Consider the following 23,591-nt stretch of genomic DNA (forward strand, 5'->3'; position numbering starts at 1 on the left):
CGCTACCGTGCAAGCAATTGCTATGCAACTAGTTGCGTACTAGCGTCGTAGGGCACCCGCCCGAAACGCGGTTTCCTCGTTGCCCAGCGCCCAGTGATGCCAGCGTTCCCACGTCGCGACCGATCGTCGCTGCCAGAACCGGTCCACGGCCGGACTCAGGTGCCGTGCGAGTTCGACCCCCGCGATCAGTGGCGTTCGAGCGACCAGGTACGCCACGCCGGGAAGCGATGCAGGAAGGTGGAACCGGCGCCGGTTCCACGGGAGCATGAACAGCCGGGTGTGTCCGGACTGGACCGTCGCGTGCCAGCGGGCCCGGGCGCGGTCACGGCGTGATTGACCGGGCTGCGGACCGAATGCCGGAACGAAGGATTCGACGAGTTCCGTCCCCACCGGGCCGGAGTCGTGCGAACGCGAGGCGTCGAACATGTACAGCAGGCGCAGACCGTCCGCCACTGTCTCCGGGAAGATCTCCTCGGCGCTGACGCCGAGGAGATGCCCGAGGTAGCGGTTGAAGTGCAATGCGGCCCGGATCTCGGCTGGCGTCGTGATGTATCCCAGTGCGTACAGCCCGCTCGCCGGCCCGACGCTGCCGCCGAGCAGCGTCAACAGCATCTCAGCCTGGCTGATCGGGAGGCCCCACCGCGTGGAATCCCACTCCGGGTGCTGCATCACGCCCCGGCGCACCGACACGTGCATGATCCGCACCCGCATCGAGAGAGCGCGACCGAGCGACCTCGGTGTCAGTAACGCGCCGGGGCGGCTCACCTCGATCCACCAGCGACTGGTCTCCAGGAACCGGTGGAGCGCCGACGCCCCGGCGTAGCCGCCGGAGAGGGATAGGGGGACGGCGAGTGAGCCCTCGGTGTAGGTGTCCAGGGTGCCGGCGTTGCCCACCGCGCCGAGGTCGTATCCCCAGCGTCGCCAGACTGCGGCGCCCCGCTCGATGAGTGTCGGATCCACCCAGTCGGGAACGTTCTCGAAGTGAGCGAACAATTCTCGAGCCGCCCGTTCGGTCCCCGCGTCCACGTCGACGGCGCCCAGTGCGGCGTCGACGCCTTCTGAGAGCGCGAGGTCCACGAACGCGCGGGTTGCCTCGGGGCCGAGGTCGCCGTCGGTGGTGGTGCTGACGAAGCGTTCGGCGAGGGGGTCGCCGACGGTGCGCAATCGAGCGAATTCCGCAGCGATCTCATCCGTGGGGAAGAGGTCGAATCCGGTGCACCGCAGGATCGCGTCCCGGACTCGGCAATGCCGCCCGCTGGTACGGGCGGCATTCCACCGGAAGGCTGCGGGTGTGGCACTCGTCACATCGGGACGTTAGCATCTGGACGATGTGCGGTGTCGGAACGCGGCCGTCGGGAGTCCTCGCGGCGCTCCGCTAGGATCGCTACGCCAAGCCTCCGTAGCTCAGTTGGATAGAGCAAGGGCCTTCTAATCCCTAGGTCGCAGGTTCGATTCCTGCCGGGGGCGCAGAGGAATCGCGGGACCCGCCGGTCAGGAGTGTGCGCGCTGCGCACTCGGGCCGGTGCCGGCCAGCATGACCTCGTCGACCACGGCATCGCTGAGCGTCAACACGTCGTCGGCGTCGCCCGCGTAGACGATGCGGCTGGTGCCGGTGATTCGTAGCGCACCGTCGACGTACGCACCGGTCTCGACGACGAAGAAGTCGGCGCCGCCGCGGTGGGTTCGCTCCACCAGTCGTGCGCCGATGTCGACCCGGTCGCCGATTCGGGGATGCTCGATGTACGTGTACGACTGGCCGGCATGCAAGATGCGCGACATGTTCGGGCTGCTGATCTGCTGGGCGACTACCGCGGCCACCGCGTGCAGGGTGGGCGCGGCGAGCAGGGTCGACGGCACCGGAGTGTCGTCCGGCGGGATCCCGAGTGAGGGCGAGGGAGTGTGCCAGCACCCTGTCGCACGGCCGAAGCTGCGCACGCCCTCGGTGGTCACTTGGAAAGCATCGCTGAACCAGACGTCCCAGGGGCTGTGAGAGTCGGTGGGCTGAACACTATCATCCACAGGTTGGTTTTAGCTGATATGGGGCGGCCTGCCAAATCGGGCGACGGTGCGCGCCTGACGCATTCGCAAAGGTGTGCCGGCGTTCCGGGTGTTCGTGCTGGACGCCGGTCCGATATGCAGTGACCGTTGTCACGACCCTGCTGGAGAGTGAATTAGCGCTGTTGGTTGCAAGTGGGGTCGTCGGCACGGTCCAGGTAGATCTCCGTCGACGACGTCGACGGCGCGAGGAATCGCATGTGCCGGACGAGAGCGTCAGGGAGGGGTTGGATGGGTTGCGGGTAGGTGGTTCCGTCCACGGTGCTCCGTGCGTACAGGGCGAAGACGCCTGAAGCCCCATCGGCGTTATACCCGCCGTACTGCTGTAGGGCCCGCGCCACCATCAGTTGGAACGGAGAAAGGCCGAACTGGTTCAGGTCGAGATTCGGGTCGAGCTGCAGGCGTGTTCCCTGGGGAACTCCGCCGATCGTCGAACCGTCGGTCCGGGTGCCGGGGTAGACGTACGACGGCGCGCCCAGCGGGATCGCGTACCGCAGGGCGTGATCGATGACACCCGATGCCACGTCCTGTGGAGTGATCATGCCTGCGAGGTACGAGAACTCGCCGCCGGCGTGGGACGGTCCGGCCGTGTGCCCGCCGGAGCCGGTGTACGCCTTGTACGTGGCCTGCGCGATCGCCGATTTGGCAGAGGCGTTGAAGGACTGGAATTCGTAGAGGCAACCGGTGGCATCGTCGATCACCGCGAGATGAGCGTCCGCGTCCCGGGTCGGCTGGTACGACGGGAGATACGGAATGGTCACTGTGCGGTTGGAGTTGGTCACGGTGATATTGGTGGTCGGCGTGCCGGGCGGTGCGTTGTAGACGGTGGTCGACCAGTCGGTGCTGTTGATCCACACGCCATCGGAGGTCGTGCTGTCCAAGGTGGTGATCCACCCCGCGCTGCGCGGGTCGACGATGGCGTTCGGCGGCACCGGTCGGTTCCAGAACGAATCGGCCGCGAAGTAGTTACCGTTGTTGGAGGCCGGCCCCGGCGTCGCGCGCGGAAGCGATAAGCCGAAGTGTGCGATACCGGATGTATTGAAGTAGGTGGCGCGAACCTGATGGCGGCCCTGTGTCATCGGCCTCGTGATGTTCGTGGTTCCCCACTGTGGGGTCCACTTGTCGAGCACCATGTCGTCATCGATCCATACCCGTGCTCCCACGTTGCCGAGTGTGGTGGAGACGATGTGGTCGGCGGTCGCGGGGACGTCGATCGCACCGGAGTACTCCACAGAGAAGTTGTCGGCGTTCACGCCGGGCAGTGGCGATCCGGTGAAGGAGCCGCCCGGAGCGTTCTCGCACTGGACGGCGACCGGGCTTCCTGTCGCCGTCGTGTTGTTGAAGTAACGTGCGCGGAACTGGTTGGCAGGGCACGATTCCGGGGCGCCGGCGTCGTCGATCGTCACGGACGCCACGTACAGGTTTCGGTCGCAGCGGAGGAACTCGAAGTAGTCGTTCGCGTACTCGATCGTGAGAGTGTTCGGCCCGGGTGGCACCGTGCCGCTCACCCGGTAGGTGGCCCAGCTGCTCGATGTGACGTCGATCGTGCCGAGGATCGCGCCGCCGGCTTTCAGTGTGGCGACGGGTGATCCCTTGCACAGATCGGCACGAGCGCGCACGGTGAGTGTCGCCGTTCCCGCGGGGGCGATGGGCATCGTGATCGTCCCGTTGTTCGACAGTCGCATCACCGTGCCCGCAGTGGGGTCGTAGGTGGGGCCACCTGCGAGCAGCGAGTTGGTGCGCATTGCCGAGGGGGTGATCGTCGTCTGGGCGGCCGCGGCCGTGCCGGCGATCACGCTGGTCATGAGGATCGTCGTGAAAAGTATTGCGGTCGTGCGGATCAGAACGGGTTGGCGAATCATGGCGGGCTCCTCTGGTGCTCACTGTCTTGAAGCATCGATGCCCGCGAGGATTCAACGTGGTTGTCGAGTGCGCGGTAATCGCCCATCGAGTGTCTTTTTATCACAATTGCCACACCTGCAACACAATTCACAACGTGGAGTGTGCGCGGCCTCTCGGCGGAAAGCCGCGGCGCTCGTTCGAGCGAAACGCGCAAAAGGGTGGGAATCACGCACAAGGGCGCGCCTGCACGGCGGTCGACCCGATGCTCTCCTGTGACCCCGATCACTCATACCGAGGAGACGTAGATGCTGACAGTCCTGGGACTCACCATGGTGGCGGCCTTCATGGTCGTCATCATGACCCGCCGAGCGACGCCGATCGTCGCACTGATCGCCGTGCCGGTGATCTTCGGTCTGCTCGCGGGTGCCGGTACCGGGATCGGAAAGATGATCACCGACGGCATCAAGGACTTGGCGCCGACCGCGGCCATGCTGTTCTTCGCCATCGTCTTCTTCGGCGTGATGATCGATGTGGGTCTCTTCGACCCGGTCGTCCGCGCCGTCGTGCGGCTCGTGCGCGACGATCCGGCCCGGCTGGTCCTGGGCACCGCCGTCCTGGCGGGGGTCGTGTCACTCGACGGCGACGGCTCCACCACGTTCATCGTCACCACCTCCGCACTACTGCCTCTCTACCTCAAACTCGGAGTCAGCCCGGTGGCGCTCACCGTGGTCGCCGGTCTCGCCAACGGCACCATGAACATCCTCCCGTGGGGAGGACCGACCGCCCGCGCCGCTGCAGCCCTGAAGATCTCACCGTCGGAGGTCTTCGTGCCGATGATCCCCTCGCTCATCGCGGGCATGGTGCTGGTGCTCGCCTTCGCCTGGCACCTGGGTCTGATGGAGCGCAAGCGGATCGGCACGATCACGGTGCGCGAGCGGGTGCTGGCGGGTGTCGGAGGCGGGGCGACCGGTGGCCCCACGCCGCCCGCGGCCCCGACTGGCGCGCCGGTTGCGCGAGGTACCGGCGGTGCGGGCCACCGGGAGACGGACCTCGGGGGAGTCGATGAGACTGCGCAGGAAACCGGTGCTGCCGCGTCGGCACTGACCGCCGCGTCCGGCGAGTTCGCGCGGCCGAAGCTGCTGTGGTTCAACGCTGCCCTCACCGCCGCTCTGCTCTCGGTGCTCACTCTGGATCTGCTGCCGATCCCGGTGTTGTTCATGATCGCCGCGGCCATCGCTCTCATCGTCAACTTCCCGAAGGTTGCTGAGCAGCAGGAGGCCATCACCCGGCACTCCAGTTCGATCGTCTCCGTCGTCGGGATGGTGTTCGCCGCGGCGGTGTTGACCGGTGTCTTCAAGGGCACCGGCATGGTCGAAGCGGTCGCGGCCTGGGTCACGAGCATCATTCCGTCGTCGATGGGGCCGCACCTCGCGGTGATCACCGGCGTGTTGTCGATCCCGTTCACCTTCCTGATGTCCAACGACGCCTTCTACTTCGGGATCCTGCCTGTGCTGTCCGAGACTGCGAGCAACTACGGCATCAGCGCCGCTGAGATGGCCCGTGCTTCGATCACGGGTCAGCCCTTCCACATGCAGAGCCCGCTGGTTCCTGCGATCCTGCTGCTGGTCGCGTTGGCGGGCGTCGGGCTCGCCGACCACCACAAGAAGGTGCTGTGGCGTGCCGCCGCGGTGTCGATCCTGATGCTGGTGGTGGGCGTCGGGCTCGGCCAGATCCCTTTCTGAGAGCCTGGCCGATGACTAAGCTGGACGGATGCCCGGGTTCAGGCTGCGCACGCAGATCCTCCTCCTCCAGGTGGTGATCATCATCGCGAGCCTGGGCGCGGGCTTCGGTATCGTGCTGCATCGGGTGCAGACGGAGACCCGCGCCGAGTACGGGCATCGTGCCCAGGCGATCGCCGAAACCGTCGCCTCCGACACCGATGTCCGATCGGGCGCCTCGGTGCAGTCCGCGGCCCGCAGGCAGGGGCACCCCGCGACGCCGGCGGAACTCAGCGCGGGGCCGCTCCAGCACCAGGCTCAGACGGTCACCGACCGGACCGGTGTGCTGTTCGTGGTGATCGCCGACGACGCGGGCTACCGGATCGCCCACCCGGACCCGGCCGAGTTGGGCAAGCCACTGAGTACTGACCCGTCGATCGCTCTCGCAGGTGGGGTCGAAGTCACGGAACAACGAGGCACCCTGGGCGATTCGGTGCGTGCCAAGGCGCCGGTCTACGGCCCGGACGGAGCCGTGGTCGGCCTGGTCAGCGTCGGCGTGCCGATGGGCACCGTCGCCGACGCCGCTCGCCGGGCACTCCTGTTGCTGATCGGGCTGGCAGCACTGGCCCTCGTGGTCGGGATCATCGGTTCCGGGCTGCTCGCCCGACGCTGGCGCCGGCTCACCCTCGGACTCGAACCCGAGGAGATGGCCGAGCTGATCCGCGAACAGGACGCGGTGCTGCACTCCGGATCCGAAGGGGTGATCGCGATCGACGCCGATGGAGTCGCGCGGGTGATCAACGAACGCGCTCGCGAGCTGCTCGGTGTCACAGCGGAACCCGGGACGCCGCTGGCCGGACTCGGTCTCACGACTCGCGTCGCCGGAGTGGTCGCGAACCCGACCGAGCGACCGGTCGCGGCGGCCGTGAACGAACGGGTGGTGCTCGTCGCTTCGCGGCGCGTGCATCGAGAAGGCAGAGACCTGGGCACCGTGCTCACCGCCGTGGACCGCACCGATATCGAGGCGCTGACGAGGGAACTGGACTCGGTGCAGGCGATGAGTGCAGCGCTGCGAGCGCAGCGTCACGAGTCCGCGAACCGGGTACATGTGGTGGCCGGGCTGCTCCGGGACGGGCGGACCGACGAGGCTCTCGCCTATCTCGACGAGGTCGCCGGACGGGCGGGCGTCACGCCGGTCTCGGGTTTGGACCGGCTCGACGAACCGCACCTGAAGGCCTTCGTCGCGGCGAAGGCCGCCCGCGCTCACGAACGCGGGGTCGCGCTGCGGGTCGGCGCCGATACGGCCCTGGTCGGTGTGCTCACCCACCCGGTCGACACCACGACTCTGGTCGGCAACCTGATCGACAACGCGATCGACGCGGCCGCCGATGCCGGTGAACCCCGCGAGGTGGAGCTCGACGTGTTGCGCGACGGAGTCGACCTCGCGATCGTGGTCTCCGACAGCGGCCCCGGCTTCGTCATCGACGATCCGTTCGCCGAGGGAATCTCCACTCGTGCCGATCCGACCGTGCCCGGTGGGCGTGGGCTCGGGCTCGCGATCGCGCGACAGGTCGCCCGGGGCCACGGCGGCGATGTCACCGTCGTCTCACGGGGCGGCGCCGGTGCCGACGAACCCACCACCGTGATGGCCACCCTCCCGGAGGGAGTGCGCGATGATGACTGACGAGATCCGAGTCCTCGTGGTGGACGATGACTTCCGCGTCGCCGCCATGCACGCCAAGATCGTCGACACCATGCCAGGTCTCGTCACGGTGGGATCGGCCCGCACGGTGTCCGAGGCTCGTGCGGTCATCGCGCGCGAGCGCGTCGACCTGGCGCTCGTCGATGTCTATCTGCCCGACGGATCCGGCATCGATCTCGTCCGTGAATTGCGCTGCGACGCCTTCATCCTGGGCGCCGCCGACGACGCCGCCAGTATCCGCGCCGGATTCGCAGCGGGCGCCTTGCAGTACCTGATCAAACCCTTCCCTGCTACCGAACTCGCCCGCCGCATAGGCGGATACACCTCGTACCGTCGCATCGTCGACGGTGGGGCGATCACCCAGGAGCAGATCGATGCCGCCGCCTCGGCGCTTCGATCCGAACGCGTCGTCCCGAAGCGGGATGATGGCGGTTCGGTGACCGAACGGCGGATCGTCGACGCGCTGCGCGACGCCGGAAGCCCGCTTCTCGCCGACGAGATCGCCGAGAGGGTGGGGGTCTCACCCGCCACGGCGCGCCGCTACCTCGCCGATCAGGTCCGCGCCGGAACACTCACGATGGCATTGCAATACGGCACCACGGGGCGTCCCCGGCAGCGATATGCACTGGCCTGAAAGGTAGTCCGCGAAGGGCGGGTCGGTGCGGGCGCGGGTCGCTATATTCTTCGCATGCGAATCAATCGGTGGATGATGTCCGGAGTCGCGATTCTGGCGGCTGTCGCGGTCTCGGCGGCGCCCGTCTCGGCGGCGCCGGACTGGTCCGGTCTCGACGCGGCCGGATACAGCGGGGCGGTTCCGCAGCGCGGCGGGGTGCTGATCACCTCCGTGCCCCTTGCCCCCGCGCTCTCGCTGCCGGAGGCCGGTACCGCGAGGCGGGTCCTGTACTCGACCACCGATCAGCACGGTCGGCCCGCGACCAGCACCGGAGCGATCTTCACGCCGAAGGGCACGCCCCCGGCGGGCGGCTGGCCCGTGATCGCGTGGGCGCACGGCACCGTCGGTCTCGGCGACGGTTGCGCACCGTCCGCCAATCCCCGTTCGGCACGTGATGCCCAGTACCTCGGGCACTGGCTGCAGCAGGGGTACGCCATCGTCGCCTCGGACTACGCCGGGCTGGGTACGCCCGGCCTGATGAGTTACCTCAACAGCGTCGCGACCGCACACAGCGTGGTCGATTCGGTGGTCTCCGCGCAGGCCGACCGGTCGCTGAACCTGGCCAAGAAGTGGGCGCTCGTCGGGCAGTCGCAGGGCGGCGGCGCGGCGATCAACAGCGCGCGATGGGCTACTCGGTTCAGCGCGGGCAGCGGACTGGATTACCGAGGCGTGGTCGCGACCGGGACGCCGTTCAAGATCGAGGAGATCATCAAGAAGGCCGGGCCCGGATTCACGCTGCCCGCAGGGCTGGGCTCGGCTGCCACCGCGTATACCGCGTACATCCTCGCCGGGTTCCGCGAGGCGAACCCGGGCTTGAACGTGGATTCGGTACTCAGCCCGAAGGGGAAGGACGCCGCCGCGAAGGCCGAGGTGCAGTGTTATGCGCAACTCAGCGATTCGCTGACCGGAGCATCGCCCACCGGGTTCTTCACCAAGGACATCGCCTCGCTGCCCGGGGCATCCGAGGCGCTCGACCGGTACATGGGCACGCCGACATCCGGGTACGACCGGCCGGTGTTCCTCGGTGTCGGCCTGCGCGACCGGGATGTGCCCGTCGCCTCGTCGATCGCGCTGGCGGCCGCCTTACGTCAGAGCGGCACCGACGTCGAGTTGCATCAGTACCCGAATGCCGACCACGGCGGAGCCGTCCTGGAGTCGATGAAGGACTCCACGCCCTTCCTCGCGCGGATCTTCGCGTAGCGCCGCTTGACCATGCCGCTACGGCATGGTTTCTCCTGGAGTCACATACCGACGACGACAGGAGAGCGCCATGGCACTGCCGGACATCATCACCATCGAGGAGTTCTTCGACTCTCCCGTCCGCGCGGCGGCCAAGATCTCGCCCGATGGCACACGCCTGGCCTTCCTCGCGCCGTGGGAGAACCGGCTCAATGTGTGGATCGAGGAGCTCGACGGCGACGCGCCAGCTCGCTGCGTGACCGCGGACGCGACCCGCAGTGTGCAGATGTACCACTGGACCGACGATCCGCGATGGTTGCTCTACCTGCAGGACCGGGGCGGTGACGAGCGCTGGCACCTGCATCGCGTCGATCTCGAGAATCCCGATACGCCCGCCGTCGACCTGACCCCGTTCGACGGGGCCACCGCCTTTCTCATGGAGCTACCGACCTCGCGGCCGGGGACCGCGATCGTCTCGCTCAACAACCGCAAGGTCGATGAGTTCGACGTGTTCGAGATCGACATCGCCACGGGCGCGCTGACCCTGGTCGAGCGCAACCCGGGAAACGTCGCCGGGTGGGTCTACGGCGACGGGAACCTGTTCGCCGCCACCCAGGACGAGGACGGTGATATCGAGATCTGCCGCTGGGATTCGCAGGAGCGCGCGTTGCGGCCCCTCGCTCGGTTCGACGGTGCCGACTACCCACTGGGCATCTTCCCGATCACTGCCACCCCTGACGGTGACCTGTGGATCGGATCCAGCACCGGCACGGACCGCACGCGGGTCGTGCGCCTCGACGTCAATACCGGCACCGAGATCGAGGTGGACAGTCACCCGACTCTCGACCTCGACACCACCGGTCTGGTCTCGCCGGTGTTGCCCTCACCGCTCATCCTCGACCGCGCGACCGGCGAACTGCTGGGTGTGCGCTACCTCGGCGAGCGCCAGGAGATCCATGCCCTCGATATCGGATTCGCCGAGGTCCTCGCCGGAATCAGGGCGCTGTCCGACGGTGACGTGGGCGCGCTCTCGTCCGATCGGGAAGGCCGGCGTTGGGTGGTCTCGTTCGTGCACGACCGCGACCCCGGCGTCACCTATCTCTACGACCACGGGACGGGGGAGTCCCGCCTGCTGTTTCGCCCGTTCCCGCATCTCGATCCGGAACTGCTCGCGCCGATGACACCGGTCACGATCCCCGCGCGGGACGGCCTCGCGCTGCCCGGCTTCCTCACCCTCCCGGTCGGTATCGAACCGACGAACCTGCCGCTCGTCCTGCTGGTGCACGGCGGCCCGTGGTACCGCGACTCGTGGGGCTACCAGGGCGCTGTCCAGATGTTGGCCAACCGCGGATATGCCGTGCTCCAGGTGAACTTCCGAGGGTCGACGGGCTACGGGAAGGCGTTCACCAAGGCCGCGATCGGCGAGTTCGCGGCCGCGATGCACGACGACCTCATCGACGGCGTGAACTGGGCGGTGGGCCACGGCTACGCCGATCCCGCGCGGGTCGCGATCTTCGGCGGTTCGTACGGTGGCTACGCGGCACTGGTGGGGGTCACCTTCACCCCGGACGTCTTCGCCGCCGCGATCGACTACGTGGGCATCTCGAGCCTCCCGAACTTCATGCGCACCGCACCTGAGACCGCGCGGCCGTACCTGACCAACAATTGGTACCTGTACGTCGGTGATCCAGCGGACCCGGTGCAGGAGGCCGATATGCTCGCACGGTCGCCGATCACCCGCGTCGACCGCATCCGCACCCCGCTCTTCGTGGTGCAGGGCGCCAATGACCCCAGGGTGGTGCAGGCGGAGTCGGACAACCTCGTGGAGGCTTTGCGTGCGCGTGGTGGCGACGTCGACTACATGATCAAATCCGATGAGGGCCATGGTTTCGTGAACCCGGAGAACGTGATGGACATGTACCGCGCGACCGAGCGGTTCCTGGCCCGCCATCTCGGCGGGCGGAGTGTGGATCAGCCCTGATCGCTTGGGGCGGTCGCGGCGCGGTGCGCGTCCATCAACACGCCCAGCCGGGCCAACACGTCCAGTTGCGCAGGGTTGTAGACATCGCGCATCGCCTCGGCGATCGTCCGGGCGAAATGCCCCGCCCCGCCGGGGGATTCCAGGGTCGCGGTGGCGACCGCTGGATTGTTGTCGATGAGGGCGATCGAGTAGGGCAGCATTCGTTCGGCCAGTGACAGCCGGGTCGCCTCATCGGCGTCCGCTGGTAGGGCGTCGAATTCGGGTCCGGTCGGATCGGCGTCCGGACCGAGCCTCGACGAGTACCGCAGCATATCCGCGTAGGCCGTGATCCCGGATGGGCCGAGCACCCGCGTCATCACCACGATGAGCGACCGGTCGGCATCCGACATGTCGGTGACGTATTCCGCGACTTCCGCGGGGAGGTCTGTGGGCATCTCCGCGCTCTGCAGGGAGGCCAGCTCGTCTCTCACCTGTTGCATCCGGTCGATCGATTCCGCGAGCTCCGCGTCCAGTGCCTGGACGGCACCGGCGCTCAGCGTCTGGGCATCACCCATCCCGGCGATCTGTTGGAGTGAGAATCCGAGCTCGGACAGCCGCTTGATCCGCACCAGCCGTAACAGGTGCCCGACCCCGTACTGCTTGTACCCGTTGCTCTGCCGAACGGGCTCGTCGAGCAGGCCGACGTGGTGGTAGTGCCGCACCGCGCGCACCGTCGTGCCCGCGAGATCGGCCAGCTCTCTGGTGCTCCAGGGCATGTCAGCTCACGATGTCCTTGGAGCGGAAGCCGCGCACCGCGAGTGCGAGGAAGATCACCGCGATACTCACCGAGAGGGACAGGCCCTGTGCCATACCCGCCCACTCGATCGAAGGCTGGAGCAGATCGGTCCAGGCGTACTGCCAGTGTGCGGGCAGCGCGGCCCGAAGCCCGCCCAGGGCGGTGACTTGATCGAGCACGCTGCCGATCACGGTGAGGCCGACCGCACCACCGACGGCTGCGAGCGGTGCATCGGTGCGGGTCGAGAGCCACAGCGCCAGACCGGCGGTGGCGAGTTCCGAGCCGATGATGAAGGCCGCGGCGGCGAGGAGTCGCCACAGCGCCTCGCCCGCGGGGAGCGAGGTACCCGTGGGCGATTGGAGCGGGCCCCAGCCGTAGGCGATCGTTCCCGCGATCACCGCGACCGCGGTGAGCAGTGCGACCGCCGCCACCGACAGGATCAGCGCCACGATCGCCTTGGTGATCAGCAGTCGGGTGCGGGGGACCGGGGCCGCCAGTAGGTATCGCAGCGACGACCAGTCGGCTTCCGAGGCGATCGCATCGCCGAAGAACAGTGCCACCGGGATCACCAGCAGGAAGCCGGTTCCCGCGATGAGCACCGTCGCGGTCAGGTTCAGTCCGGACGCCGTGGCGACATCGAACATCGAGGGTCGCCCGCCGCGCCGTCCTTCATCGTCGCTGCCCACGGCGAGCGCCACGATGAGCACGATGGGCAGCGCTGCCAGCAGCGCGGCCATCACCAGAGTCCGGCGTCGCCGGAACTGGCGCGCCAGTTCCACCCGCACCGTCAGCGTGCGCCCAGGGGAGTATCCCGTGGCAGCCCCGTCGTGTGCCGTCACGGAATCGGCCTGTGCGGTCATTCGTCACCACCCGTCAGCTGGAGGAAGGCGTCTTCGAGGCTGCGTGGCGCGCCGGGGCCGTCCGCGTGCACGATCTGGTCCACGGTGCCGGCCGCGATCAGCCGCCCGCGCCGCAGCACCACCACGTGGGTGCAGGTCTGCTCGACCTCGGCGAGCAGGTGGCTGGAGACGATCACGGTGCGGCCGGTGTCACCGTATCGAACGATGGCGGCCCGCATCTCGCGGATCTGTGAAGGGTCGAGCCCGTTGGTGGGCTCGTCGAGTACCAGAACGTCGGGCAGGCCGAGCATCGCCTGCGCGATGGCGAGGCGCTGCCGCATGCCCTGGGAGTACGTGCGCACCGGACGTTCCAGCGCGGAACCGAGATCCGCGATCGCGAGCGCTTCCTCGAAGTGTGCGTCTTCGATCGGCCGTCCCGTCGCACGCCAGTACAGGTCGAGATTCGCCCGGCCCGACAGGTGCGGAAGGAACCCTGCCCCTTCGACGAAGGCGCCGACCCGGGAGAGCACCGGCGCGCCGGGCCGAATCACATGCCCGAACACGCGGATCTCACCCTCGTCGGGGGTGATCAGGCCCATCAGCATGCGCAGGGTGGTGGTCTTGCCGGCGCCGTTGGGGCCCAACAGGCCGAGCACCTGACCGCGGTCCACGCGGAACGTCACGTCACGGACGCTGTAGCCGTCGCCGCCGGCGTACTTCTTCGAGAGCCCGGTGATCTGCAGTGCGACGTCGCGGAGGTCGGGGTCGGCCGCGGCGGGAGTACGCCGGCGCCCGACCAGGACCAGCGCCGCGGCTGCGGCAAGGGCGATGACCGGCAGCGCCCATACCCAGGTGGGGAGCGGGCGCGCGGCGGACACCAGCGCGGGAACCTCGGGCACCGTCAGTGGGCCGGTCGCCGAGATCGTGTACGCCGCAGAGGCGTTCGGCGACAGATAGCCGAGATCGGTCGTCGAGAACGACACCCGCAGGCGGTGTCCGGCGTCGAATTCGTGGTCGATCACGGGCAGGCGGACCGTGGTGGTGGCGCTGCCGTTGGTCAGTGGGATACGGATGGGCGCCGCTAGTTGCTGCGGCAGCACGTGTGAGCCCTCCGGACTCACGTCGTACAGCTTGGCGAAGAGGACCGCGTCGGGGGCTGCGGAATCGACCTTGATCGTGATCGACGGTGCGCCCGTCACCGTCAGATTCGCGTCGAGGGGTGCGGACTCGAACGCAGCGGACTGGGCTGGGAGGTCGCGGGAGAGACCGGCCGAACCGAGCAGTGCCCCCGCCGCACCGAGGCTTCCACCGAGACCGGGTACGCCCGAGATCGACGGGGGCGCACCGCCGGGCGGATTCTCCGCGGTCTGCGGCTCGCCGGTCACCTCGACGGTGCGTGAGGTGCTTCCCCCGATTCCGGGGTACCGGTCGGTGGTGGCGGAACGCAGCGCCTGCGTGCCCGTCTCGGAATCGATGCCGCCCGCGCGCGTCACCTGGTAGGCGGGCACCGCGGGGGCGTCCTCCCCCTTGAGATAGCGGTCGAACCAGTCGCGGGTACGGGCGTCGACCCGGGCGCTCTCCTGATCTCCGCCGTCGTGTCCGCCGGCGATCCAGTCCATCGCGACGGGTGCACCGTTGGCAGCGATCCGCCGCGCGGCCTCGTCGGCGTGGTCGAGGGGGAACAACGAATCCGTCTCGCCCTGGGCGAGATACGTCGGAACGCGGATCGCCTCGCCGACGGACGCCGGGCTGCGGGCGGCGAGCAGTGCGCGGTCGGCGTCGGTCAGTGCCCCGCCTTGTGCGACGCGGGTGTACATCTCGCACACGGTGGGTTCGAACTTGCCGCAGCCGCCGCCCATGGTGAACAGGATGCCCGCCCATTGCTTCTTGTACACCCCACCCGGGAACAACGCCTGCTCGAGATTCCAATAGGTGATGCGCGGAGCGATCGCGTCGACGCGGCGGTCGTGCCCGGCGAGCAGGAGGGCGAGGGCGCCGCCGTAGCTACCGCCCGCGACACCCACCCGCGGATCCCCGGGGCCGTCCTGCCGCACCTCAGCGCGGGTGCCGAGCCAGTCGAGCAGCTTGCGGGCATCGGCGACCTCGCCGTCCGGGGAGTCGAGCCCGACCCGTCCGGTCGATGCGCCGAATCCACGGGCCGTGTACGTCAGGACCGCGTACCCGTCGGCGGCGAGTTGCTTCGCCTCCGCGGCGACATCGTTCTTCGAACCGCCGAAACCGTGGGCCAGCAACACCGCAGGAAGCGGGCCGGTGGCCCCGTCGGGCACGAAGAAGGAGGTGTCCAAGGCCACCCCGGCACCATCGATCATCGCGTCGGTCTGCCGGACCGACGGTCCGCGTTCCGGCGAGCAGGCGAACATCAGACCGCCGACCAGCAGCACGACCGCGATCAACGCGGCGGCGGTGGTGGATCGACGGCCGAACAAGGCGGCGCGGGGCACGCGTGGTCTCGGCACCGCCCCAGGATAGGTCGAATCGAGCAGGGGAGGCCGGGTGCTCGGACTGGGTACCCGGGAGCCCAGCACCGACGCGAGGGAGGTGTCGCGATTTTGAAATAATGTTCGGACAATTGATCGCTAGCGTGCACATGTCTGCCACGATGGGCGGCAACGATCCCGATCGACCCCACCACGGAGGTGTCCTATGACCGAATCGATCCGCCAGGACGGTACGCCGCGACCGGTGCGCGTCGCCGTGATCGGTATGGGCTGGATGGGCCGGGTGCACGCCCAGGCCTACGCCCGCGTCTCGCACCACTACCCCGAGGGGCCCGCCCGCGCGGTGCTCGTGGCGCTCGCCGACGATGTCTCCGGCAGAGCTGCGCAGTTCGCGGAGCAGTTCGGAGCCGAGCGGGCGTACACCGATTGGCGCGAGGTGGTCGCCGATCCCGCCGTTGAGGCCGTGTCGGTCACTGCCCCGAACTTCCTGCATCGGGAGATCGGAACCGCGGTCCTGGCGGCGGGTAAGCACCTGTGGATCGAGAAGCCGGTGGGGCTCACCGCCGACGATGCTCGCGCGGTGGCCGACGCGGCGACCGCGGCCGGGCGGATGACCGCGGTCGGCTTCAACTACCGCAATGCGCCCGCGGTGCGTGCCGCGCGCGACCTCATCGCCGACGGCGCGATCGGGGCGGTGACGCATGCCCGGTTCCGCTTCTTCAGCGATTACGCCGCCCATCCCGACGGTGCGCTCACCTGGCGCTACCAGCGCGACCGCGGTGGTAACGGGGTGCTCGGCGATCTCGGTTCGCACGGCGTGGACCTGGTGCGGCACCTGCTCGGCGACATCGATGCCCTGGTCGCCGATTCCGCGGTCTTCATCCCCGAGCGAGCCGTGCCTGCGGGGGCCACCTCGGGGCATCAGCGGGTGGCCGCCGGGGGCGCACGCGGCCGGGTCGAGAACGATGATTACGCCGCAGCGCAGCTCCGCCTGGCCTCCGGTGCGCGGTGCGTCGTGGAAGCCAGCCGCGTCGCGGTGGGCGAGCAGAATTCGTACGGCTTCGAGGTGCACGGAACCAGCGGGATGGTGCGCTGGGACTACCGCCGGATGGGCGAGTTGGAAACCTCGTTGGGCAGCGCCTATCAGGATCAATCGGTCTCCACCGTGTACATCGGACCCGGGAGCGGCGACTTCGCGGCTTTCCAGCCGGGCGCGGCGAACCCGATGAGTTATGACGATCTCAAGGTGATCGAAGCGCAGTGCTTCCTGCGGTCGATCGTGACGGGCGTCCCCGAGGGCGCCACGGCGGCCGACGCCGTGTACAGCGCTCGCGTCGTCGATGCCATGACCGAGTCGGTCGCCGCAGGCAGGTGGGTCTCCCTGTGACCGGACGGACCGCGATTGTCGCGAATGTGCATATGTCTGAACAAACTCTAGTGACGGCGTGTGATCTGTACTACATTCACTGCAGTGGGTGGGTCGGCTCATCCGCGAGGTCGAAAGGACAGACATGTTGAAGACCACGGGTCGGTTCCGGGGGCTGATCTCCGTCACCGCGGCGGGTTTGGCCGTCGTCGTGGCCGTTTCGGGCTGCTCGAGTACCGGCGGTGCGCCTCGGGAGACCGGCGACGGTGGCGGCGCGGTCGGTTCATCGGGCACCAAACGCCTGACCATCGCGATGGTCACGCATCAGCAGCCCGGCGACACCTTCTGGGACCTCGTGCGCAAGGGTGCCGAGATGGCGGCGCGCAAGGGCAACATCACTCTGCGTTACTCGAACGATCCGCAGGCACCCAATCAAGCCAATCTCGTGCAGAGCGCTGTCGACGCGAAGGTGGACGGGATCGCGGTCACGTTGGCCACACCCAGTGCGATGGCGCCCGCTGTCGCGGCGGCGACCAAGGCGGGTATCCCGGTGGTGGCGCTCAACGCAGGCTTCGCCGAGTACCAGGGCATGGGTATCGGACAGTACTTCGGTCAGGACGAGGTCACGGCGGGCCGTGCGGTGGGCGACAAGCTCACGCGCGAAGGCGCCAAGAAGGCGATCTGCGTGATCCATCAGCAAGGGCAGGTACAGCTCGAATCGCGCTGCGCCGGTGTCAAGTCGGGATTCTCCGGCGGCACGGTGGAGAACCTCAACGTCAACGGTGAGGACATGTCCGATGTGCAATCCAAGCTCACGGCGAAGCTGCAACAGGACCCGTCGATCGACCGGATCGTCGCGCTGGGGGCGCCCTTCGCGCTGGGCGCCGCGAAGGCCCGCGCCGGTACCCCGAGCAAGGCCGCGATCGTCTCCTTCGATACCAATGCCGCGATGATCGACGCGATTCGCAGCGGCGACGTGGCCTGGGCGGTCGACCAGCAGCCGTACCTCCAGGGGTATCTCGCGGTCGATTCCCTGTGGCTCTACCTCACCAACCGCAACACCATCGGTGGCGGCCAGGCGGTTTCCACCGGACCGGCGTTCATCGACAAGGGCAACGTCGACGCGGTCGCCGAGCTCGCCAAGGCGGGTACCCGATGACGACAGATCAGGAAGTGGACGCGGCGGGCAGTGCACCCGTCACCGACGAGCGGGTCAAGAAGCAGAAGGCGCTGCAGCGGTTGATCGTGCGGCCCGAAGTGGGGGCGCTGATCGGCGCGATCGCGATCTTCGTCTTCTTCCTCGTGGTCGCGCCGCCCTTCCGCAGCCCCGAGGCGTTCGCGACGGTGCTCTACGCCAGCTCGACCATCGGCATCATGGCGTGCGGCGTGGCGGTGCTGATGATCGGTGGAGAGTTCGACCTCTCGACCGGCGTCGCGGTCACCTTCTCGTCCCTGGCGGCATCGATGCTGGCCTACAACCTGCATCTGAACACCTGGGTGGGGTCGCTCCTCGCACTGGCGCTCTCGTTGGCGGTCGGGCTGTTCAACGGCTACATGGTGATGCGGACCAAGATCCCCAGCTTCCTCATCACACTGGCGTCCTTCCTCATGATCACCGGGATCAATCTGGCGGTCACGAAGCTGGTGACCGGTCAGGTCGCCACCCCGACCGTGGCCGATATGCAGGGCTTCGAATCGGCTCGGTCCCTGTTCGCCTCGACGATCAGCGTCTTCGGTGTGAATGTGAAGATCACGGTGTTCTGGTGGCTGCTGTTCACCGCGGTCGCCACCTACGTGCTGATGCGGACCCGGGTGGGCAACTGGATCTTCGCGGTGGGCGGCAATCAGGACTCCGCCCGCGCGGTCGGGGTGCCGGTGACGAAGGTGAAGATCGGCATGTTCATGTTCGTGGGCTTGTGCGCCTGGTTCGTGGGACAGCACCTGCTGTACGCCTTCGATACCGTGCAGTCCGGCCAGGGGGTGGGCAACGAGTTCCTCTACATCATCGCCGCAGTGATCGGCGGCTGCCTGCTCACGGGCGGCTACGGCACGGCAGTGGGGGCCGCCGTCGGTGCCTTCATCTTCGGGATGGTCAATCAGGGCATCGTGTACGCGGGCTGGAATCCCGACTGGTTCAAGTTCTTCCTCGGCGTCATGCTGCTGTTCGCGGTGATCGCCAACAACGCCTTCCGTAACTTCGCTGCGAAGAGGTAACCGATATGACCACGGACAACGACGAGATCGTCCTCGGCACCGAGCCGCCCGGTGTACCGCTCATCGAACTGCGAGACGTCGGCAAGAGCTACGGGAACATCATCGCGCTCAAGGGAATCAACCTGCGCGTGCATGCGGGTGAGGTCACCTGTGTACTCGGCGACAACGGCGCCGGTAAGTCCACGCTGATCAAGATCATGGCGGGCCTGCACCAGCAGTCCGAGGGCGAGGTGCTGGTCGATGGCGAGCCCACCCGCCTGGAATCACCGAAGGACGCCCTGGAGAAGGGGATCGCCACCGTCTACCAGGATCTCGCCGTGGTGGGTCTGATGCCGGTGTGGCGGAACTTCTTCCTCGGCCAGGAGATGCGCTCCGGGTTCCTTCGCTCGCTCGATGTGCAGGCCATGCGAGCGACAACGAAAGAGGAACTGTTCAAGATGGGCATCGATCTGCCCGACGTGGACGCCCCCATCAGTTCGCTCTCGGGCGGTCAGCGGCAGTGCGTCGCGATCGCTCGTGCCATCTACTTCGGTGCGCGGGTGCTGATCCTGGATGAGCCGACCGCCGCGCTGGGCGTGAAGCAGTCCGGAATGGTGCTGCGGTACATCACCGCTGCCCGCGACCAGGGATTCGGAGTCGTGTTCATCACCCACAACCCGCACCACGCGCACCTCGTGGGCGACCATTTCGTGTTGCTCAATCGGGGACGGCAGAAGCTCGACTGCACCTACGACGAGATCTCGCTCGACCGCCTCACCCAGCAGATGGCCGGCGGCGATGAACTCGAAACCCTGAGCCACGAGCTCCGCAAGTGAACGGACGGGCTGTTCGGCCCGAGCGAGGAGAACGATGAATACCACCGGGATCGCGGTGATCGGCTGCGGCAGGATCGGCCGGGTGCATGCGGATTCGGTCGCTGCCAACGACCGGTCGCGCCTGGTGCGGGTCTTCGACCCCGTCGCGGCCGCGGCGAAGGACGTCGGCGAGCGCTACGCGGCGGAGTGGACTACTGAGGTCGAGCATGTGCTCGCCGCGGATGACGTGGACGCCGTGATCGTGGCGTCGCCGACATCGACCCATATCGATCTGCTCACCCGTGCGGTGCGTGCGGGCAAGACGGTGTTGTGCGAGAAGCCGATCGATCTCGACATCGAGCGGGTCGATGCCTGCCGCGCCGATCTCGGTGACCTCACGGACCGCGTCATGCTCGGGTTCAACCGCCGGTTCGACCCGTCCTTCGCCGAGGTTCGGCGCCGTGTGGCCGCCGGCGAGATCGGCCGGCTGGAGCAGCTCACGATCATCAGCCGCGATCCTGCGCCGCCGCCCGCGGATTACGTCCGCGGATCCGGTGGTCTGTTCCGCGACATGATGATTCACGACTTCGATCTGGCCCGGTTCTTCTTGGGCAAGGTGGTGTCGGTGTCCGCGCTCGGGGCGAACCTGGTCTCGGACGAGATCCGCGCTGCGGGGGACATCGACGGTGCAGTGGTCGCCCTGCGCGGAATCGGCGGCGAACTGGCTACGATCACCAACTCCCGACGGTGTGCGTACGGCTACGACCAGCGTCTCGAGGCTTTCGGCGCGCGCGGTGCCCTGAACGTCACCAATCAGCGGGCCACCTCCGTCCAGTTCTCCGGACCGGACCGGACCGATACCCGCGGACGTATCCACGACTTCTTCCTCGATCGCTACACGCCGGCGTACCGTGCCGAACTCGACGCCTTCATCGATATGACCCGATCCGGCGAGCCCGCGGAACCAGGGTTCGGTGACGGCCGCGCTGCGCTGGCTCTCGCCGATGCCGCGGCACGGTCTCTGCGGGCCGGGGAGATCGTGCACCTGCGACGCTGAGTGGAATCGACGAGAAGGCTCGGGCCCGGGTCAACAACTCCCGGGCCCGAGCCTTTCGGCTCGTCGTCACGCCGATGTCGAACACACCGTCCGCAGGTACGCGATCGATGCCGCGACATCGCGCATGGCGCCGTCTCCATCGGCTTCGGCGTCGAGGATGGTGTCCTGTTCGAGCACGTAGCAGCCGTCGTACCCGACCGCGGTGAGACCGGCGATGATCGCCGCGATATCCACATCGCCCGCACCGAGCGGTGTGTACATCCCGGCGCGCACGGCCGCGGTGTAGGTGTACTCACCGCGCCGCACCGCGGCGGCGAGTTCGGCACGCACGTCCTTGAGGTGTACCAGGCGCACACGGTGCGCGGCGAGCGCGACCACCTCGATCGGGTCGGTCCCGCCGGCGAGGAGGTGACCGGTGTCCAGGCAGAGCGGGACCGTGGAGCCCTCGATCACCCGCAGCACTTCCGGTCTCTGTTCGATCATGGTGCCCACGTGGGGATGCAGCGCGGCCTCCACTCCGCGCTCGCGTGCGGCGCCCGCCAACCGATCGAGGTTGCGCAGCAGCGTCTCCCAGCCGGCGTCATCGAGTGTGGGACGGGCGTCGTATCCGGCGTTGCCGGTCGCCGCGGCGAGCACCGCGACCTCGCCGCCGACGGCGACGATCCGGTCCACCGCCATGAGTAGGTCGGGGAGCGGATCGTGGTCCGGGTCGTGCAGCACCGTCGGGATGAAACCCCCCACGCAGCTGAGGCCGTAGCCCGCCAGAGCGTCGCGCAGGGCCGGAGGATCGGCCGGGAGGAAGCCGTCTGGTCCAGTCTCGGTGGCGGTGAATCCGAGTTCGCGCATGTCGCCGAGCACCCGCTCGGCCGACAACTGGTAGCCCCAGTCGGGTACCTCGCACACGCCCCAGGAGATCGGGGCGGCGGCGAGGCGGATGGGTAGGTCGATCATCGTCGGTCTCGTCTCTCGAAGGCATGGGAGGCAGTGTGCGTTCGACCCCGCCGGCACAGGTCCGGGCGATCGTCCGGCGGTGAGATCCGGTGGTGCCCGCATGTCGATCGTGCCAACTCGGAGCCGGAGAAACACCCCACAAATCCATCAAATACCCATCAGAATGATGGGGTCGAACAGTAAGGAATCCATCCGTGCCCCATCCGTATCCGATCCGCGAGATCGCACAGCAGGCCGGCGTCAGTGAGGCCACGGTCGATCGCGTGCTGCATGGTCGACCTGGGGTGCGAACGGGCACCGCGGAACAGGTCCGCCAGGCGATCGCCGACCTCGATCGTCAGCGCACGCAGCTGCGGTTATCAGGGCGACGGTTCATGCTGGACGTGGTGATGGAGACACCGCGGCGGTTCTCGACTCTGACTCGCGCGGCCCTCGAATCGGAGCTGCCGACCCTGCGCCCCGCAGTGTTCCGGGCGCGGTACCACATCCGGGAGAAGTGGCCGGTGGACGAGCTCGTCGCGCAGTTGGATGCGCTGGCTCGCAGGGGAAGTCACGCCGTCGTTCTCAAGGCCCCGGACCTGCCGGAGGTCGCCGAGGCGATCGATCGGCTGACGACGCAGCGGATTCCGGTGATCACGGTAGTGAGCGACGTACCGGCGAGTACCCGGATCGCGTAAGTCGGTATGGACAACCGCGCGGCGGGGGCCACCGCCGCGTACCTCACGGCGTTGTCGGTGGGCGCGCGACCCGGGGCGCACCTCGTCGTGACCGGCGGTGAGCAGTTCCGAGGTGAGGAGGAACGGGAGATGGGCTTCCGCAGCGAGATCCGGCGCACCGATCCGGACCGCACGGTGATCGAGGTGCCGAACACCGCGGGATCAGACGAGGTTTGCCGCCGAGCCGTCGCCGAGGTACTGGCCGATGAGCCCGAGATCGCCGCGGTGTACACCCCCGGCGGCGGGAATCGCGGCGTGATCGCGGCCTTCGACGAAGTCGGCCGCGGATACCGGGCGTACATCGGTCACGATCTCGCCGAGTCGAATCGGGAACTCCTGATGGCGGGGCGGATCACCGCCTTGCTGCACCATGACCTGCGCACCGATCTGCGGCAAGCCGCGTACGCGGTGATGGCCTACCACGGTGCGATTCCCGGTGAGCAGCGTCCGCGTCCCACGGCGATCCAGATCGCGACCCCACCGAATCTGGTGGGGCTGTGAGGATCACCTACTGAAGACCGAGACGTCGAAGAAGTACCGTGAGGCGCGGTAGACGTGACGCCCCAGTTCGATGGCGGTGCCCACTTCGTTGAACGCGACGCGCTGCATGGTGAGGACCGCTTCGCCGGGCTGTTCGTCGAGCAGATCGGCCTCGTCGCCGGCGGAGATCCGGGCGCCGATCCGCTGCTGCGCGTGCGCGATCGTGATGCCGCGACCGCGGAGGCACTGGTAGAGCCCCTTGGCTTGGAGTTCGTCCGGTGCCGGGGCGAGCTCCGCGGGGAGGTGATTGGTCAGGATCGCGAGCGGTACGTCATCGGCGCTGCGCAGCCGGCGGATGGACACCACCTGGGCGTCGTGCTCGATACCGAGCTCATCGGCGACCTCCTCGTCGGCGCGGCCGAGACGGTAGTCCAGCAGCACCGTCGACGGTCGCTGTCCCGCGGCGACGAGATCTTCGTACAGGCTGGTGAGCTCGACGGCGCGGTGCACCTCGTTGCGGACCACCTGGGTTCCCACCCCGCGCTTGCGTACCAGGAGTCCCTTGTCGACGAGAGCCTGGATCGCCTGTCGGGCTGTGGGTCGGGACAGGCTCAGCCGCTTGGCCAGGTCGATCTCGTTCTCGATGCGGTCTCCGGGCACCAGGCGGCCGTCCAGGATCGACTGCTCGAGAGCCTGCGCCAGTTGGTAGTACAACGGCACCGGACTGGTGCGATCCAGCTCGACGGAGACGGCGGCCTGCGACATGGGGATGAGTCTAGGTCAGACCGCG

18 protein-coding genes, 1 tRNA gene and 1 pseudogene are annotated in these 23,591 nt (G+C 68.0%); 12 read left to right on the top strand and 8 right to left on the bottom strand.

Annotation, left to right across the window (positions count from 1 at the left end):
• Positions 1 to 39 precede the first annotated feature (39 nt).
• The gene (locus tag TPAU_RS06755) at positions 40 to 1,305 is read right to left on the bottom strand and encodes an oxygenase MpaB family protein (RefSeq protein ID WP_013126013.1); all 1,266 of its coding nucleotides are present in this window, start codon (positions 1,303 to 1,305) and stop codon (positions 40 to 42) included.
• 88 nt (positions 1,306 to 1,393) lie between these two features.
• On the opposite strand from TPAU_RS06755, the gene TPAU_RS06760 reads away from it, so the two are divergent.
• Positions 1,394 to 1,467: transfer RNA gene (locus tag TPAU_RS06760), tRNA-Arg, on the top strand.
• Positions 1,468 to 1,491: 24 nt separating this feature from the next.
• On the opposite strand, the gene TPAU_RS06765 is transcribed toward TPAU_RS06760, so the two are convergent.
• Together TPAU_RS06765 and TPAU_RS06770 are read right to left on the bottom strand one after the other, a co-directional pair.
• Positions 1,492 to 1,950, bottom strand: coding sequence for an FAS1-like dehydratase domain-containing protein (locus tag TPAU_RS06765; protein WP_041944330.1), 459 nt, complete (start codon positions 1,948 to 1,950; stop codon positions 1,492 to 1,494).
• A gap of 221 nt (positions 1,951 to 2,171) precedes the next feature.
• A complete protein-coding gene (locus TPAU_RS06770; RefSeq protein WP_013126015.1) occupies positions 2,172 to 3,917 on the bottom strand; it encodes a carbohydrate-binding domain-containing protein in 1,746 nt (581 codons plus the stop codon).
• A 285-nt stretch (positions 3,918 to 4,202) separates the two neighbouring features.
• On the opposite strand from TPAU_RS06770, the gene TPAU_RS06775 reads away from it, so the two are divergent.
• The 5 genes from TPAU_RS06775 to TPAU_RS06795 all read left to right on the top strand — a co-directional run bounded on the left by TPAU_RS06775 (position 4,203) and on the right by TPAU_RS06795 (position 11,150).
• Positions 4,203 to 5,639 (top strand): CitMHS family transporter, encoded by a 1,437-nt coding sequence (locus tag TPAU_RS06775; RefSeq protein ID WP_013126016.1) that lies wholly within the window; start codon positions 4,203 to 4,205, stop codon positions 5,637 to 5,639.
• Positions 5,640 to 5,667: 28 nt separating this feature from the next.
• Positions 5,668 to 7,299, top strand: a complete 1,632-nt coding sequence (locus tag TPAU_RS06780; RefSeq protein ID WP_013126017.1) for a sensor histidine kinase — start codon at positions 5,668 to 5,670, stop codon at positions 7,297 to 7,299.
• Positions 7,292 to 7,951 carry a response regulator gene (locus tag TPAU_RS06785; protein ID WP_041944331.1) on the top strand — a complete coding sequence of 220 codons (660 nt, stop codon included), beginning with the start codon at positions 7,292 to 7,294 and terminating at the stop codon, positions 7,949 to 7,951. The genes TPAU_RS06780 and TPAU_RS06785 overlap by 8 nt, the downstream gene beginning before the upstream one ends.
• A 72-nt stretch (positions 7,952 to 8,023) precedes the next feature.
• Positions 8,024 to 9,190, top strand: coding sequence for an alpha/beta hydrolase (locus tag TPAU_RS06790; RefSeq protein ID WP_013126019.1), 1,167 nt, complete (start codon positions 8,024 to 8,026; stop codon positions 9,188 to 9,190).
• 70 nt (positions 9,191 to 9,260) lie between these two features.
• Positions 9,261 to 11,150: a S9 family peptidase gene (locus TPAU_RS06795; protein ID WP_013126020.1), complete on the top strand. Its 1,890-nt coding sequence runs from the start codon at positions 9,261 to 9,263 to the stop codon at positions 11,148 to 11,150.
• Here the strand turns inward: TPAU_RS06795 and TPAU_RS06800 are convergent.
• The 3 genes from TPAU_RS06800 to TPAU_RS06810 are packed head-to-tail and all read right to left on the bottom strand — an operon-like array spanning position 11,141 to position 15,241.
• Positions 11,141 to 11,905 (bottom strand): helix-turn-helix domain-containing protein, encoded by a 765-nt coding sequence (locus TPAU_RS06800; protein WP_013126021.1) that lies wholly within the window; start codon positions 11,903 to 11,905, stop codon positions 11,141 to 11,143. The genes TPAU_RS06795 and TPAU_RS06800 overlap by 10 nt on opposite strands.
• A 1-nt stretch (position 11,906) precedes the next feature.
• Positions 11,907 to 12,785 carry an ABC transporter permease gene (locus TPAU_RS06805; protein WP_013126022.1) on the bottom strand — a complete coding sequence of 293 codons (879 nt, stop codon included), beginning with the start codon at positions 12,783 to 12,785 and terminating at the stop codon, positions 11,907 to 11,909.
• The gene (locus TPAU_RS06810; protein WP_218022107.1) at positions 12,782 to 15,241 is read right to left on the bottom strand and encodes an alpha/beta fold hydrolase; all 2,460 of its coding nucleotides are present in this window, start codon (positions 15,239 to 15,241) and stop codon (positions 12,782 to 12,784) included. Before TPAU_RS06810 ends, TPAU_RS06805 begins: the two co-directional genes overlap by 4 nt.
• A gap of 187 nt (positions 15,242 to 15,428) precedes the next feature.
• Between TPAU_RS06810 and TPAU_RS06815 the strand changes: the two genes are divergently transcribed.
• The 5 genes from TPAU_RS06815 to iolG all read left to right on the top strand — a co-directional run bounded on the left by TPAU_RS06815 (position 15,429) and on the right by iolG (position 20,654).
• On the top strand, positions 15,429 to 16,610 hold the full coding sequence (locus TPAU_RS06815; protein WP_013126024.1) for a Gfo/Idh/MocA family protein: 1,182 nt from the start codon (positions 15,429 to 15,431) through the stop codon (positions 16,608 to 16,610).
• Between the two features lie 124 nt (positions 16,611 to 16,734).
• Entirely contained in the window at positions 16,735 to 17,748 is a 1,014-nt protein-coding gene (locus TPAU_RS06820; protein ID WP_013126025.1) for a substrate-binding domain-containing protein, read from the top strand.
• Positions 17,745 to 18,803 (top strand): ABC transporter permease, encoded by a 1,059-nt coding sequence (locus TPAU_RS06825; protein ID WP_013126026.1) that lies wholly within the window; start codon positions 17,745 to 17,747, stop codon positions 18,801 to 18,803. Before TPAU_RS06820 ends, TPAU_RS06825 begins: the two co-directional genes overlap by 4 nt.
• Before the next feature lie 5 nt (positions 18,804 to 18,808).
• A complete protein-coding gene (locus TPAU_RS06830; RefSeq protein ID WP_013126027.1) occupies positions 18,809 to 19,618 on the top strand; it encodes an ATP-binding cassette domain-containing protein in 810 nt (269 codons plus the stop codon).
• 34 nt (positions 19,619 to 19,652) lie between these two features.
• Positions 19,653 to 20,654: an inositol 2-dehydrogenase gene (gene iolG / locus TPAU_RS06835; protein ID WP_013126028.1), complete on the top strand. Its 1,002-nt coding sequence runs from the start codon at positions 19,653 to 19,655 to the stop codon at positions 20,652 to 20,654.
• 66 nt (positions 20,655 to 20,720) lie between these two features.
• On the opposite strand, the gene TPAU_RS06840 is transcribed toward iolG, so the two are convergent.
• Entirely contained in the window at positions 20,721 to 21,605 is an 885-nt protein-coding gene (locus tag TPAU_RS06840; protein WP_013126029.1) for a sugar phosphate isomerase/epimerase family protein, read from the bottom strand.
• Between the two features lie 194 nt (positions 21,606 to 21,799).
• Between TPAU_RS06840 and TPAU_RS23820 the strand changes: the two are divergent.
• Positions 21,800 to 22,822: pseudogene (locus tag TPAU_RS23820) on the top strand (LacI family DNA-binding transcriptional regulator).
• Positions 22,823 to 22,825: 3 nt separating this feature from the next.
• Here TPAU_RS23820 and TPAU_RS06850 read toward each other — a convergent pair.
• Positions 22,826 to 23,566: a GntR family transcriptional regulator gene (locus tag TPAU_RS06850; protein ID WP_013126030.1), complete on the bottom strand. Its 741-nt coding sequence runs from the start codon at positions 23,564 to 23,566 to the stop codon at positions 22,826 to 22,828.
• Between the last annotated feature and the right edge of the window lie 25 nt (positions 23,567 to 23,591).

This window comes from Tsukamurella paurometabola DSM 20162 (assembly GCF_000092225.1).
Classification (GTDB): domain Bacteria; phylum Actinomycetota; class Actinomycetes; order Mycobacteriales; family Mycobacteriaceae; genus Tsukamurella; species Tsukamurella paurometabola.